Origin of the sequence: Tolypothrix sp. PCC 7601 (assembly GCF_025677855.1) — a bacterium.
In the GTDB taxonomy this organism is placed as follows: Bacteria; Cyanobacteriota; Cyanobacteriia; order Cyanobacteriales; family Nostocaceae; genus Aulosira; species Aulosira diplosiphon.
In genome coordinates this window covers 1,829,226-1,844,721 of the sequence record NZ_CP064879.1, presented here as the reverse complement: position 1 = coordinate 1,844,721, position 15,496 = coordinate 1,829,226, and the positions used below count along the sequence as shown (strand labels likewise).

Genomic DNA, 15,496 nt, shown 5'->3' with positions numbered 1-15,496 from the left:
TTTATAGTAAAAAAGCAGCATAAATGTGAATGTTTCAAGAAAAGCCATCACAGAAATTGACATCAAAGATAAATATAGGTTCCAATGATAATTACTTAATCAGTAGAAGGACTGAAAGCGCAATTCTCTAATTCATGAGTTAAATATCTTTGTTGCTGCGTATATCTACAAAAACTATTTTTGCCAAATTAACAAATTATCATCTGCTTGCACAGCCATGAAATATATTCATGTTCTGCGATATTGCATTGTAAATAAACCACTAATAGATTTTTATCATTTAGCAATGCTCTGATGCATTAAAAAGCTTTATTTCAAATACTATTGCAACCATGAACACCTTTTATGAGTGCATTATTTATTTGCCTTTTTTATTTTTTTAACACAGCAATAAATCCAAAAATTTGGCTCTTCATTACATACTATTCTAAATCACGTTCACAATTATCACGCAACCCTTGCCAAACAATAATAGTGGGCATTATTTAATAACATTTTAAGCATTTGGCAAGTGTTTGAGTTCTTAAGCTATATTTTTCAGCCAAGCTTTGAGGTTTAACTAATAATTTGGCATAACAGGTACGTAAGAACCAAAAATTTTCCCCTTTTCCCCTCAACAGCAATGAGTCCAAAAATTCATATTTTTTGGACTTATTGAGGTTAGATCTACTAAAAATAAAATGTTAAATTCTCAAAATATAGAGCCAAATTCTTTGGTTCAGGGAACATATACTTCTTTAAATAATCCTGGGTTATCTACTAGCCAAAATTTAGTTTTCATTGACGCTGCGCTGGCTAACAATTCCAGCCTGACTCAAAGCTTTGGTAATGCACAGTTATTTACACTCGACCCTAACCGAGATGGTGTAGCACAAATTGCAGATGTACTCGCGCATTATCAAAACGTTGCCAGTGTACATATCGTCTCCCACGGAAATGTAGGAGATGTATTAATTGGCAATACAAATTTGAATTCCCAAAACCTCAGCTTATACAGCGATGCGCTCAAAAGTTGGAGTAATGCTTTTACTGCCGATACTGATGTATTATTCTACGGCTGTAATGTGGGCGCAGGTGCAGAGGGAGAGACTTTTATCCAACAGTTGAGTCAATTAACTAGCGCGGATATTGCTGCTTCTAATAACCTCACAGGTAGTTCCAAATTCGGAGGAGATTGGAATTTAGAAGTAGCAACTGGTAGTCTGGAAAGTCTTGATATATTAAACCAAGCTGCGATCGCTAATTATGATGGTGCTAACCTCGCTATTGATGATGGTTTAGTTGGACGTTGGCAATTTGATGAAACTAGCGGTTTAACTGCCACTGATACTATTCAAAATAATAATGGCACTCTGGTAAATAATCCTAATCCCCAGTGGTCTACTGGCCAGGTTAACGGTGCTTTACGATTTGATGGTGTGGATGACTACGTCAGTGTACCAAGTAGTCCTAGCCTCAATTTGAATGGTGGGATATTTACCCAATCTGTATGGATATATTCGCAAATTACAGACAATGCCTATCATGGCGTAATTGGTTATCAACCAGGCGGATCGATTTCTCAACGCTATCCCGGTATTTGGGTGTACGAGCAAACAAAAATCCATGCGGGTTTTGGCGATGGAAGTAACTGGAACTCGTTTACCACAGGGGATGTACTCAAACCCAATGCTTGGAATAATGTAGTCACATCCTTTGATGGCACCACCTATAAAGCCTATGTCAATGGGCAAGAAGTTTATACTACTACTCAGTTTGCTGGACGCAAACCAGCCGCAACTCAACAACTAAATATTGGGCGCGTTGATAATTACTTCCAAGGACAGATTGACGATGTGCGAATTTATAATCGCGCCCTCAGCGCCGCAGAGATTAGCACCCTTGCACAGCAAACTACATCCACACCCCCAACTCCTACCCCTGGTGTCATTAGTCTGCAAAATAATGCGATCGCAGTCAATGAAGTTGATGGCACTGCTACTGTCACAGTCTTAAGGCAACAGGGAAGTGATGGCACTGTCACCGTTAACTACCATACAGTTAATGGCACTGCTACTGCTGGTACAGACTATACCAGTAAATCAGGCACACTGACATTTGCTACTGGTGAAACTAGCAAGTCTGTCACAATTCCAATTCTGGATGACACACTGGCAGAAGCCAATGAAACTTTTAACTTTGTCATTGACAATATTACTGGTGGGGCAACGTTATCAGCACCGCAAACCACGGAAATCACAATTATAGATAACGAGAATAATCCAGGTTTGGTGGGCTATTGGAAGTTAGATGAAACTACTATTGGTACCACCGTCATTGATTCCTCTGGTTCTAACAATAACGGTAGCCATGTCAATATCGCCTCACCTAGTGGCCCATCTACCAATGTTCCTAGCCTCAACTTTACGGATACTGGCAGTTTAAGCTTTGATGGCGTAAATGACTATGTAAATATAGCCAGCAATCCTAGCCTAAATTTAAGTGCTGGGCAATTCACCGAATCTGTATGGATCTATTCGCAAATTACAGACAATGCCTATCATGGTGTAATTGGTTATCAGCCAGGCGGATCGACTTCTGACCGCTATCCCGGTATTTGGGTGTACGAGCAAACAAAAATCCATGCGGGTTTTGGCGATGGAAGTAACTGGAACTCATTGACCACAGGAGATGTACTCAAACCCAATGCTTGGAATCATATAGTCACATCCTTTGATGGCACCACCTATAAAGCCTATGTCAATGGGCAAGAAGTTTATACTACTACTCAGTTTGCTGGACGCAAACCAGCCGCAACTCAACAACTAAATATTGGGCGCGTTGATAATTACTTCCAAGGACAGATTGACGATGTGCGAATTTATAATCGCGCCCTCAGCGCCGCAGAAATTAGCGCCCTCGCACAGCAAACTACAGCCACACCTCCTACCTCCGGCCCTGGTGTCATTGGATTGGAAAGTAGTACGATCGCCGTCAATGAAAGTAATGGCACTGCTACTGTCACAGTATTAAGACAACAAGGAAGTGAAGGTACTGTCACCGTTGACTATCAAACAGTTGATGGTTCCGCTACTCCCGGCGCAGACTACATCAGACAAACAGGGACACTAGTATTTGCTCCCGGTGAAACCCGCAAATCTATTGTCATTCCCATCTTGGAAGATAGTCTGGTAGAACCAAATGAAATTTTTGGTTTGGCCATTGATAACATCACTGGTGGCGCGAGTTTATTAGCACCTCGTACTGCTCAGATTACAATCTTAGATAATGAAAACCTATCGGGACTGATAGGTTATTGGAAATTGGATGAGACTAGTATTGGTGTCACTGTTGTTGATTCATCCGGTTTTAATAATAATGGTAACCACGTCAATATTGCCTCTCCTAGTGGCCCGACGACAAAAGTACCCCTGTTGAATTTTACTGATACCCACAGTCTGAACTTTGATGGAATTAATGACTACGTAAATGTATCTAGTAGCCCCACTCTGAATTTGAGTAATGGCACATTTACAGAATCAGTATGGATTTATTCCAACATTACAAATAATGGCTTTTATGGTGTTCTTGGGTATCAAGCACCTGGTACTGGGGACAACCAGCGTTATCCAGGGATTTGGGTTTATAACCAAACACAAATTCATGCTGGGTTTGGAGATGGTAATAACTGGAACTCTTTTATAACAGGCAATGTGTTGAGACTCAATGCCTGGAACCATGTAGTAACCACATTTGACGGTACCACATACAAGGCTTATGTAAATGGTCAGGAAGTCTACTCTACAAATGATTTTGCCGGACGTAAACCCTATGCAACACAACAACTCAATATAGGCAGAGTTGACAACTACTTCCAAGGGCAAATTGACGATGTGCGAATTTATAATACAGCGCTAGGAGCAGCAGAAATCCAGCAACTATACCAAGCACAGCCGCTACCAGATTCACGCCAACTGTTGACAGAAACAGTTATATCTGGTTTGGCAGTACCGACTGCAATAGACTGGACACCTACTGGACAATTGCCTGATGGACAGCTAATGTTTGTTGCAGAAAAGAGTGGAGTTGTCAAGGTCTTCAAAAATGGTGCTTTACTAGCAACTCCCTTTATCGATATTTCTCGTCAGGTTAATAACACAAGCGATCGCGGCTTATTAGATATTGCTGTTCATCCCGATTTTATTCACAATCCCTATGTTTACTTGCTCTTTACCTACGACCCCCCAGAAGTATACCAAAACGGGGGTTTAGCAGGGCCAGACCAGCAAGGTAATCGCGCCGGTCGCCTCATTCGAGTCACAGCTGATGCTAGTACCAACTACACTACCGCCATACCCGGTAGTGAAGAGATTTTACTTGGTAAAAATAGTGTATGGAACAACTTTAATGGATTTGTTGATAGCACTATTAACTTTAATCAAGCTCCAGCAGGTATATTGGCGAATGGAGAAAATATTCAGGATTTCCTAGCGGCTGATAGCACCAGCCACTCCATTGGGACTGTGAGATTTGGCCCAGATGGCGCACTCTATATCAGCAATGGTGATGGTACTTCCTACAACCAAGTTGACTGGCGGACATATCGTGTCCAAGATATTAATAACCTATCTGGTAAAATTCTGCGGATTGACCCGATTACTGGTGAAGGTTTAGCAGACAATCCCTTCTATGATGGCAATCCTAACAGTAACCGTTCTAAGGTCTACCAGTATGGATTACGGAACGCCTTCCGGTTTACCATCTCTCCTGAATCTGGACAGATTTATATCGGTGATGTTGGTTGGACGCAGTGGGAAGAAATCAATGCAGGTGGCCCGGGAGCAAACTATGGTTGGCCCTACTATGAAGGTGGTAGTGGTATTAACCTCCAGACTAGTGGCTACAAAGATTTACCCCAATCCCAAGCCTTTTATGCGAGTGGACAAACTACAACACCATCCATTTATGCCCTTAATCATGGCACTGCTGGCATTAATGCGATCGTCATGGGTGATGTTTACAGTGGCACTGCATTTCCCGAACAATATTGGGGAGACTTGTTCTTCAATGATTTGGGTCAAGGTATTGTCCGCAATATCAGCTTCGATTCCCTTGGCAATGTCACATCAGTAGAAACCTTTGCTACGAATGCTCAAATCGTGGTGCAAATTAACACAGGCCCAGACGGTAACTTATACTTTGTTGATTTAGATAATGGCTCAGTTGGTCGCTGGCGCTTTGCGTAAAAGGAATGCAGGGGAAAGGATAGGGGGAAAAGGGTAAAGGGAAAAGGTTTTTAACCCCTGTCCTAACCTTCGCTGCTACCAACGCACATCAGACATAGTTGCTTGTCAATCCTTAGCTTTCAGCTAGGGATTTTTCTTGTTCACTTTTATAGAAAGCGGCGGGAAACTCCATCCTCTTGTGGGTGGAGAGGGATAACAGCCCCGCCGCTTGGGGCATTGGGCATAGGGCATTGGTATTTTCTTTCCTATGACGGCAGTTGCTACAACGCGGGAAACCCGACGACAGTTGCCTCTTTGGTCGGAGACGCTACGCGTAGCTTGCTTAAGCGCAGGGGTACAAGTCGGGGAAGCCGCCCACGGCACTGTCTCCCCTATGCCCAATTCCCAATGCCCAAAAACTCCATCCCCTTGTGGATGGAGTTTTTTATAACTAACTTTTATCAGAGGTATAAGTTTTTCTGTGTCAAGCCTTCTTGTCAATTCGTAACAATTTCGTTACATTAATTTACATAGGTTAACAAGAGCAAAAAATTATGTATACCACCATTAACGAAGACGGCATTCTCAACAACTATGCAAATGAACCCCAAATCTACTATGCAGACTATCCCTCAAATGAGGAGCAACGTAGTTATAGTTTCCAGGCTGGAGTAGCTACTTTATTAGTCACCGCATTAGTTTTGGTTGCTTGCGGCGTTAGCTAATCGCCACTGCATATATCTATATATTCACCAGCTATTTACAAAGAACTTTGACAATAAGGAGAGACGAAAAATGTTTGCACCATTAGTAATATTGTTCCGTGAATGGATGGGCAAAGCTAAATTTAATCAGTTACGTGGTAAAGCCATTGGTTTACACGCCCAAACAATCACTAATTTTTGTAATCGCGTCGGAATTGAATCTAAGCAAAGACAGAACCTCATTCGTCTAGCTAAAGACAACGGTAAAAAGTTAGGCTTATTAGCTTAACAGCGCTGATTTAGAGAAAAGTTAACTGTTGCAAATATCAGATAACTTTTGCGGGTAATGCCAATTTGTATATGACTATTCTGACTGTTCGCTGTTGATAGTCTCATAAATACTGGATAGCAATTTTTCAAATACAAGTGCTTTAAATTCTTCATTGTTCATCACTTGCATAAATATTTTTTCGTTACCATCCATGCGTTCGATAAATAGATTTTCCAGATGATTTTCTAGAACTGGGGCAAAGTTTTCTTTAGTATTGACTTGAGCCGCTTGTTTAATGGAATCATTTGCGATCGCAGTTTCGGTAATCTGCTCAAAAAATAGCTGGTCGGCTGGGGTGAAGTTAGTTCCAAAGCGTTCGTTAAGGGTGTCGATTAGCTGGGATAGGGGGACTTCTTTATCTGGCTGACGAGTCCCGACAGAGGTAGCACCGCGTAATGGTTCGGCTTGTCCTGCGGTTAAATCTATTTTTCCTTCGCTGATTTTTTCCAGGCGATAAAATTTCAGTTCGATATCCCCAGATAAATCTATTTTTGGCGCTTGGGGACTACGAGGTAGTTTTTTCAAGAGAAACCGCCCGTAAGCATAAAGCTTTTCTAGTTCTGAATCTTGGTAAGGAATAATCTGAGCCAGGAAGAGGTAGAGATTGCGGAAGCTGGTAAGTTGACTTTTAAATAGTTCTTTCTCTGCGTCTTGCAAAGCTCTATAATTTTCAATAATCAGGTCTAGGAGTGTGTTTAATTTTTTGTGTTCGCTTCCAGTAAGAGAAGTTTTCGGACGAAACCAAATTTCGCACCACTGATTTACATCGTCGTGGCTAAAAAGTTGCCATGCATAAAGCTGGTAAGACAAATCATTTAATTGTTGCGGATCTGCGGTTTCGCCAACGGGAGTTTCTTCGTAGTAGGGTTTAAAAGCTTTGTAGATATCTTCGGGTTTGTTGACAAAATCTAAGACGAAAGTATCTTCTTTTCCTATGGTGGTACGGTTGAGGCGAGAGAGAGTTTGGACAGCTTGCACGCCATCGAGTCGTTTATCCACAAACATAGTATGCAGTAATGGTTGGTCAAATCCGGTTTGAAATTTGTTGGCGACAAGCAGCACTTGATAAGCATCGCTAGCAAATTTATCGGGAATTTCGGAAGTTTTAATCCCGCCATTCATCTTGACTTCAGTAAATGTTTGTCCGGGTAATTCATCAAGGATAATAGAACCGGAGAAAGCCACAAGGGATTTAATATCGCTATAGCCTTTATCTTTGATATATTTATCAAAAGCCAGTTTGTATTTAACCGCGTGTTCGCGGGAACTGGTAACCACCATTGCTTTTGCCCTACCCCCAATTTTATGGCGGGTATGGTTGCGGAAATGTTCGATGATAATTTCTACTTTTTGGGCAATATTGTAGGGATGAAGTTCCACAAAATTGGCGATCGCCTTTGCTGCTTGGCGACGGGGTAAGTCTGGGTTATTCTCAGAAGTGCGGACAAGTTCGTAATAGCGATCGTAGCAGGTGTAATTGGCTAAAACATCCTTAATATAGCCTTCCTCAATCGCTTGGCGCATGGTGTAGAGATGAAAGGGAATTTGGCCGTTCTCCCCCGGTTCGTCAAAGACGAGTTGGGTTTTGTGTTTGGGAGTAGCGGTAAAAGCGAAGTAACTGAGGTTGGGTTGTTTGGTGCGGGTGAGTTGTGCTTTGAGGAGTTGTTGTTTGGCTTCATCGCTGAGATTATCTTCCTCAAGTTCATCTTCCAGCAATTGGGATGCGATCGCAGATTCAATACCATCTTTATTTAAGATTTTGCGGAGTTCGGCGGCGGTTTCTCCGGTTTGGGAACCATGCGCCTCATCAACGATGACCGCAAAGCGTTTATTTTTAGTAGTAATGTCGATGGTTTTACCTTTTTTGGCTAAAGTCTCGATGGCTTTAGTAATGAAAGGGAATTTCTGAATTGTCGAAATAATAATCGGTACACCGTCGCTGAGGGCTGTGGCGAGTTGTTGGGTATTCTCGTCAATTTTCTGGACAACTCCGGCTTTATGGTCAAATTGATAGATAGTGTTTTGTAGTTGTTGATCCAGTACAGTGCGATCGGTGATGACGACAACGGTATGAAAGATTTTTTCGTCTTGGTTGTCGTGGAGGTTAGCGAGGCGATGGGCTAACCAGGCGATAGAATTTGATTTTCCTGAACCTGCGGAATGCTGAATTAAATAATTATGTCCAGCTTGATTTTGTTTGGCGTGGGTGATGAGTTTCCGCACGACATCAAGTTGATGGTAGCGGGGGAAAATTAGGGTTTCTTTTTTCTGGTAATTAACGCCAGTGGCGGTAGGAATTTTGGTTTCTTTAATTTCGACGTGGAGAAAACGGGCTAGGATGTCCAAAAGGCTATCTTTTTGTAAGACTTCTAGCCAAAAATAACTGGTGCGATATTCTTCATTATCGCCGGGAGGATTACCTGCACCGTGATGATTACCTTTATTGAAGGGTAGGAAATAAGTATTTTCACTAGCAAGTTTAGTAGTCATCCAAACTTCTTCTGTGTCAACGGCGAAGTGGACTAAGCAGCGTTGTTTAAAAGCAAATAGCGGGTCTTTGGGGTCTCTGTAGAGTTTATATTGATGAATGGCGTTTTGGTAGGTTTGTCCGGTGAAGGGGTTTTTCAGTTCAATGGTGGCGATGGGTAAACCGTTGATGCTGAGGAGAATATCGGGAATGCGTCCGGTTTTGATAGTAACTTGGCGGGTGATGGTGAGGCGATTTTGTTCATAAAGTGCCAAAGTTTCCGGGTTCATCCCTGTGTTGGGCTGGAAGTAAGCAACTCGCAGGGTTTTACCATAGCATTTAAAGCCATTGCGGAGGATATCAAGCATTCCTCGGCTTTTAAGTTCCTTGGTGAGACTCTCTATAATGATTTTCTCAGCGTCGCTGCTGTTGGCTAGGCGTTCCCATTGTTTGGGTTGGGTGGTTTTGATAAAATTGATGATTTCCTTGGGGAAAAGAGCGGTATCTGTGTCGTAGTCGTTTGCTTTACCTTGGTGATAGCCACTGATTTGCAGGAGTTCCCGTTCAATGATGTCCTCAAATTTATCTTCCGTGTGCATAGCTCACCAAGTATAAATATACTTAAGTATAAATTGTGAATTAATTAATGGCTAGAAAGTTACTCGGCGTAATAATCTGGTTTTGATATTCGGGTAAATCTTTGAGGATTAAAAGGTCTTTATCATACAGCGCTTTTGATATAAGTGATATGCAGCAATTCTAGAGATGCTTTTTAAACGTAAATGTAGGGTGTGTTGTCGCGCAGCGCAACGCACCGATATAGCATTAAAAATTCAAGGTGCGTTAGCCTACGGCGTAACACACCCTACGAACATCTTTTAAAATAAGCTCTAAATATTCAATCAGTTTTGTTGGTCTAACCAATTAATCAGGTCTTCTAAAGATTGGAAATCAAAAATTGCATCCGCTAGGTTTTCTATTTGCTCTACAGATAAAGAATTAATTCGGTTTTCTAAAGTAGAATCAATATTATTAAAGCGTCGTTTTAGTTGTCTTTTAACTATTTTTTGTTCCCCTTGTTCAATTCCTCTTTCAATTCCTTTTTCCATCCAACTGGTGACAATTTCCATAATTGCTTCCTCTTCTACTAAGTTGGCTTGTTTTAATTCGGTATCAAGTGTTTGTTCTTCTGTAGCGTTTAATTTGAGATAGGTGTCTATAAAGCCGGAAATTAGTTCCATTTTAGCAGGATTTAACTGCAAGGTTACTAACATCCTTAAGCATTCTAGTTTAACTCGGACTCTTTCTTCTGGTTTAAAGTCCATTTTTGCCATTAATGCAGCAGCAACGGGGTTTGGTTGGTTTAAAAAGTTGCGCCAGTTGAGGTTATTTAGTTGAATGGCGATGTAATTAAATTCCAGAATTTTTCGGTTAGGGAAGTTAACTGTATATTGGCTTTTTTCCGGGCGTTTGGGTTCGTCGTAAGAAAAGATAACTATCGGGAAGATTGGTAATAAATATTTGGCATCTAAACGAGCAAAGTAATGAAACATTCGCCGTTCAAATTCTTTTTGATTATACGCTTGATTTTCAAGATGAATCAGAAAATAGGTGTCTTGTTCTCTAAATTTGACTTGGGCTAATAAGTCGATTTTTCTTTTGTCTCCAGAGGTGACATCTGTAAATATTTCTTCTGGTAAAAATGTGAGGCTGTCTTTATTTACGTAGTCTAATACTTCTGGTAGGAATAATTCTATAAATTCCCAAAAGAAGGTTTGGATTAATTCTTTAAATAATCTATCGTGGTCTATCATTGGCTGATATGAAATTAATTTTATTAAGTAATATCCTCACAAAAATAGGTAATTTTTTATGCTTTGTGAATTTACAACCTGGTTTAACTCAATGTACTAAGAAAAGTGGCTTTAGTTAAGTTTCCGTCTACCGTGACAAGGGTGAGGTTATAATGAACTGCGGTTGCTGCAATAAAACGATCTGCGGGATCTTGATGTACTAAAGCTAATTGGCGGCTTAAAATTGCAATTTCATTGGATAAAGGGGCTTCTTTTGTGTCGAGTTGCTGTAGACTATTTTGAACCCACTGTTCTGGAGTTGGCTTTAGCATAAGTCTTCCTTTCTCAGCAAGCAAGAGGGTTTCCCAAATACTGATGGGACTTAGCCATAATTCATTTCTTTCGTCAGAGATTGCTTTTTGTAGATTGTCTGAAAGGTTGAGATTACCGAGAAGATACCAAATCCAGATATGGGTATCTAGTAAAAGTTTCATAAAAGTACGTCCCAAGTAACTAGATTTGAAGTAGGCTCGATAATATCCCCTGTAATTTGACCGCTATCTTTCATCGCTCCAAAGGCGGCTCTTTTGCTTTGATTAATGGGGGATATGATGGCTAAGGGAATACCATTTTGAATGATGGTAAGGGGTTCGCCTGTTTTTTGCGCTTGGTTAATTAGGTTTTGGAGGGTTTCGGGAAGTTCTGCAAGGGTGATTTGTGTCATGGTGGTTTCTGCGGTTAGGGGATGGGGACTTGGCGCACGTCTATTTTACCTGTGACGGCGTTGGTGATGAGGGCGGTGCGATATTCTTTTAATAGTTCGATGGCCTCTAGAATCTTGGCTTTTTGTTGCTTTATTTCGGCTGTTTTATGATCTAAGTAAGTAACTATTGCTTGTTGCTCTTTTTTTGGTGGTTTTGGTAGTCTATATAGCTTTAATTTCTCCACAGTCAAATGGGTAATTGTATTGGGATTTCCTTCAGCTACAAAAACACCAAGCTTGACTAAATAATAGAATATATAGAATAAAAACCTAGGGATTTCTTCTGTTCCAATCACCCTAAGACGATGTATTGCTTTTTGAAAGCCTAAAATGCCATCAACACCTTGAACAATAGCGGATCTCCCTGACTCTCCTCCCTCACATACCAATAAGTCACCATTTTTTACTAAGTACCTTTCATACTCGTTCGGATTAATATCCATTTCTGGCAAGTCATTTTGATTAATAAAATCCCACTGCACATCAACATTTCTTAAATATTGAACTAGATAATCTCCTGATATTCTTCGTTGATCTAGCATTTTTCCTAGTTCAATTAGATATCTTAGCCGCAATAATAGTAAACTCCAATGCTTCGGAATTTTACCCAACCACTCAATACCAGAATCTTTCATCGGGACGCTTGGATCTAGTCCTTTGGTGACAGCGTGACTGATGAGGGCGGTGCGTTTTTCGTCGAGTTTTTCGAGGAGGGCTTCTTTCTTGGCGATAAGGTCGTCTATTTGTTTGGTTTTATGGTCGAGAAAGCGGGCGATTATCTCCTGCTCATCTGGTGGCGGAATAGCAAAAGTTAAATTTCCTGCTTGTTGAAAATTTAAGCCTTCACGAGATGTACCGTTTTCATAAGAAAAAATTTGTTCTTTACCCTGCTTAGAACAAAGAAGTAAGTGCAAATATGGGGGAAAGATTTTTTTTAAGTCTGGTCTGAATATGCAAACGTGCTGATTTACATTTGCTTTTATGAAATTAGGAGGGACTAAACTAACCCGCCCAATAGATGCGCCTGTAATATTAAGTAAAATATCATTTGGAAATACTCTGCTATTTATCTGTAGGTTATCTATCTCATCATCAATATAAACAACATCGTCTAAACGTAAGCCATCATCATAAACATTTTGACTTCTAATTAGCATTACACCAGAATCAACATAAATTTCCGATCCTCCTTTTGGTGTTTTTCCACTTCCAATTTTAGTGACAAAAAATTTAGTTCTTTTAACTTCCCAATGTTCAGGAATCTCCCCCAACCACTCAACACCTGAATCTTTATACTTTTCATAACCCTGATACTTACCCATTATTCCGCCTCTATTTCCCCTGCTAAGACTAAAATCTTCTCATATAAAACAGGAGAAATCCAAAAAGTAGAACTTTCAATTAATTTATCCATCAAAGGCTTAACAGAAACAATAAAGCCTTTTGTCTTACCTTCCAATAAAACCCCTAATAATCCCGTAATTCTAATTCCTAAACGTTGTGCCTCAGCCCTCCCTCTGCGCTCATCAATTAATAATAAATCAGTTTTTAACTCCAGTGCCAAAATAATAGCCTCTGACTCTCCTTGATCCAACTTAGCTTGTTGCTTCAACTCCTCAACTTTATTCTTATCTATCACAGTTCTAATCTCCAACACAGGAGATATTTCCGCGAGTAATTCACTTAATATTATGGGATGACACCTTGATAATTCTTGATACACTGCTTGAGGAATAATCACCCTTTCATAAAGTGATTGCAGTAAAAAAATATGTTCAATACTAATCAAATTAGTAATAACAGAAGTATCACTAATAATCACAATCGCCCTAACTCCCGCAAATTTTTTAAGTCAACCTCAAAATCATCCACATCATAATGATATAAAGGAATTTTACGGGCTTTTAGTAAATCTTGAAAAGCATCACAGTCCATCTCTGCCATTTTCGCCGCATAACCTAAAGTTAATCGCCCCGACTGAAATAAATGTAATGCAATTTCCTGCAAAAATTCTGTAGGTGTTAACTGAGAAGCGTCTAAAAATTCATCGGAAATTGTCACAGCCATTGCTAAAATCTCCCAATTCTACATTTATCATTTAAGAAATTTGCTGATTTAACATTAATTCTGCTTGTTCTACTTCGTGACGTAATTCCTCCAAACTCTGAGAGTCATCAAAAATAGAAATACCCCATTTATTCATCATTTCGATAACTTCTAGCCGAGAAACACTCAGAATTTTTGCAGCCCGTCCACTGGTAATTTCTCCTACCTCTAATAAAGCCATTACATACCCTTCTTTAGCTTTGTGTAAAGCCTTTTCTCGAATCTCTGCCGAAAGCTGAATACTTTCTAAGTCTTCATCTGCAATTGTTAAAGCCATCGTTAAAACTCCCGACTCTACATTTTTATTTTAGCCTCTAAACCACTTCCCCCAACATTGCCATAATATCTGCTTCTAAAGATTTAATATCATTCTCAATTTCATCCAAAGGACGAGGCGGCTGATACACATAAAAATGACGATTTAACGGAATCTCATACCCTACCTTAGTCTTATCAAAATCAATCCAAGCATCTGGTACATGGGGCAATACTTCCGCTTTAAAATATGCCTCACAATGCCCCTTTACTAACTTAATCAACTCATTTACACTTGCATCTTTGTCATATTCCAAAGGTAACGGCAAGGTAATATCATCCGGTAAAGGTACAATTTCCGTATCTCGTAAATTACTATCCGGTTCAGGATTCCCCTTAGCATCTCGGCAGATTTCCGCTTCTGTATCAGTCTCTCCCAATGCTGCTAAAATCGCTTTTTTTACTGGAGCTTTTAAACTTAATCCCGCTTGTTTTAACACCCGATTTAAGTCATTTTCAAACTCATCCCGTGACAGATAAAGTTTATTTGCATTCAATTTCTGCAAAGCAGCTAAAATTTGATTTTGCAGACTTTCACCCATCTCAATTTCTAACTGTTGGACTTTAGCATCTTTACGCTTCTTAGTCGTTGCTAAATCCTGAAATGCTTTCTGCTCCGACAACCGCGCCAAACGCTCTTCACTCACCTGAAAATTTAACCGTAACGGACGCTCTACAGTAATTTTAAGAAATCCAAACTTTTGATTATCAAAAATCTTTGAGCAAACCCGCTTTTCTATCTGTCCGTCTGACTCCACCACACTGACATCATTATGCTCAAAATCCCCATACAGTCGCACCAGTTCCGCAATATGCTCAGGGGATAATTCATTGCGCTTATTACCGAGACTCTTTTTCATTTTTTGGAAATGACGAGTACCATCAATCAGCTGTACTTTCCCCCGACGATGCGCTGCTTTTTTATTCGTCACCAACCAAATATAAGTAAAAATTCCCGTGTTATAAAACATTTGGTCAGGTAGCGCCACCACCGCATCTAGCCAGTCATTTTCAATAATCCAACGGCGAATATTACTTTCACCACTCCCCGCATCCCCTGTAAATAAAGGCGAACCATTAAACACGATCGCAATTCGCGAACCATCACCGCCTACTTCTGGGGATGAGTGCATTTTCGATATCATGTGTTGCAAAAACAACAGCGAACCATCATTAATGCGCGGTAAACCAGCCCCAAAACGCCCATTAAATCCTAAATTGTCATACTCATCTTTAATAAAATCTTCTGGTTTCCATTCCACCCCAAAAGGCGGATTGGCAAACATATAGTGAAACTGTTTATCAGGATGACCAATTGCCACTTTAGCGATCGCTTTTTCAAAAGCATCCCCCTCTAAACCCATCGCCGCATATTTAGACTTAGCCTCCAGGACAGCTTGCTTTGTCGGTTCCAAGACTGCATCCAAACGCCGCAATACAATCAAAGGTAACATCACCCGGCGGTACTGTGGTGGACGGTATGGGCCACGGAGTTTGTCGGCAATGCTCCAGATAAAACCGACTAACTCTTGATTAGTAGAACTTTCTATACTAGCCACCATAGGATTTTAAGTAATAAAGTGAAATTTAAGTAACACTTTCTGTAAAGAATATCCAGTTTACCCCGTTCCACGTTCATTACCGCAAGTATGGTGCATCATCTGGTGGTGAACTTTAGATCTCTTGCAAAAGATGTGGAAAGGGGAAAGGTTAAAGGGGAAAGGGGAAGGGGGAAAGGAAAATACAAAACTGTTCCCCTACCTCTGATTTACCTAATAACGAACCACAGAGACACAGAGTACACAGAGAAGAG

General features: G+C 40.4%; 13 protein-coding genes. 3 read left to right on the top strand and 10 right to left on the bottom strand.

All coding sequences use genetic code 11. From position 1 onward, the window contains the following. The first annotated feature begins 680 nt into the window (after window positions 1-680). Window positions 681-5,225, top strand: a complete 4,545-nt coding sequence (locus HG267_RS07625; protein WP_052335327.1) for a LamG-like jellyroll fold domain-containing protein — start codon at window positions 681-683, stop codon at window positions 5,223-5,225. 123 nt (window positions 5,226-5,348) lie between these two features. Here HG267_RS07625 and HG267_RS07620 read toward each other — a convergent pair whose 3' ends face one another. Then, window positions 5,349-5,705, bottom strand: a complete 357-nt coding sequence (locus HG267_RS07620; RefSeq protein ID WP_155539489.1) for a hypothetical protein — start codon at window positions 5,703-5,705, stop codon at window positions 5,349-5,351. Between the two features lie 53 nt (window positions 5,706-5,758). Here HG267_RS07620 and psb34 point away from each other — a divergent pair, with 53 nt between their 5' ends. Together psb34 and HG267_RS07610 are read left to right on the top strand one after the other, a co-directional pair. After that, window positions 5,759-5,929, top strand: a complete 171-nt coding sequence (gene psb34, locus HG267_RS07615) for a photosystem II assembly protein Psb34 (protein ID WP_045872763.1) — start codon at window positions 5,759-5,761, stop codon at window positions 5,927-5,929. A gap of 70 nt (window positions 5,930-5,999) precedes the next feature. Then, a complete protein-coding gene (locus HG267_RS07610; RefSeq protein WP_045872762.1) occupies window positions 6,000-6,197 on the top strand; it encodes a hypothetical protein in 198 nt (65 codons plus the stop codon). A gap of 75 nt (window positions 6,198-6,272) precedes the next feature. On the opposite strand, the gene HG267_RS07605 is transcribed toward HG267_RS07610, so the two are convergent. The 9 genes from HG267_RS07605 to HG267_RS07565 form a co-directional block, all read right to left on the bottom strand. After that, the gene (locus tag HG267_RS07605; protein ID WP_045872761.1) at window positions 6,273-9,305 is read right to left on the bottom strand and encodes a type I restriction endonuclease subunit R; all 3,033 of its coding nucleotides are present in this window, start codon (window positions 9,303-9,305) and stop codon (window positions 6,273-6,275) included. Between the two features lie 303 nt (window positions 9,306-9,608). Continuing rightward, entirely contained in the window at window positions 9,609-10,520 is a 912-nt protein-coding gene (locus tag HG267_RS07600) for a DUF4351 domain-containing protein (RefSeq protein ID WP_045872760.1), read from the bottom strand. Window positions 10,521-10,603: 83 nt separating this feature from the next. After that, window positions 10,604-10,993: a type II toxin-antitoxin system VapC family toxin gene (locus HG267_RS07595; RefSeq protein ID WP_045872759.1), complete on the bottom strand. Its 390-nt coding sequence runs from the start codon at window positions 10,991-10,993 to the stop codon at window positions 10,604-10,606. Then, window positions 10,990-11,223 carry a type II toxin-antitoxin system Phd/YefM family antitoxin gene (locus tag HG267_RS07590; protein WP_045872758.1) on the bottom strand — a complete coding sequence of 78 codons (234 nt, stop codon included), beginning with the start codon at window positions 11,221-11,223 and terminating at the stop codon, window positions 10,990-10,992. Before HG267_RS07590 ends, HG267_RS07595 begins: the two co-directional genes overlap by 4 nt. 14 nt (window positions 11,224-11,237) lie before the next feature. Continuing rightward, window positions 11,238-12,584, bottom strand: coding sequence for a restriction endonuclease subunit S (locus HG267_RS07585; RefSeq protein WP_052335326.1), 1,347 nt, complete (start codon window positions 12,582-12,584; stop codon window positions 11,238-11,240). Beyond that, window positions 12,584-13,084 (bottom strand): DUF3368 domain-containing protein, encoded by a 501-nt coding sequence (locus HG267_RS07580; RefSeq protein WP_235623100.1) that lies wholly within the window; start codon window positions 13,082-13,084, stop codon window positions 12,584-12,586. The genes HG267_RS07585 and HG267_RS07580 overlap by 1 nt, the downstream gene beginning before the upstream one ends. After that, the gene (locus HG267_RS07575; RefSeq protein ID WP_045872755.1) at window positions 13,081-13,329 is read right to left on the bottom strand and encodes a UPF0175 family protein; all 249 of its coding nucleotides are present in this window, start codon (window positions 13,327-13,329) and stop codon (window positions 13,081-13,083) included. The genes HG267_RS07580 and HG267_RS07575 overlap by 4 nt, the downstream gene beginning before the upstream one ends. 31 nt (window positions 13,330-13,360) lie before the next feature. After that, window positions 13,361-13,645: a UPF0175 family protein gene (locus HG267_RS07570; RefSeq protein ID WP_045872754.1), complete on the bottom strand. Its 285-nt coding sequence runs from the start codon at window positions 13,643-13,645 to the stop codon at window positions 13,361-13,363. Between the two features lie 37 nt (window positions 13,646-13,682). Continuing rightward, window positions 13,683-15,245, bottom strand: a complete 1,563-nt coding sequence (locus HG267_RS07565) for a type I restriction-modification system subunit M (protein ID WP_045872753.1) — start codon at window positions 15,243-15,245, stop codon at window positions 13,683-13,685. Between the last annotated feature and the right edge of the window lie 251 nt (window positions 15,246-15,496).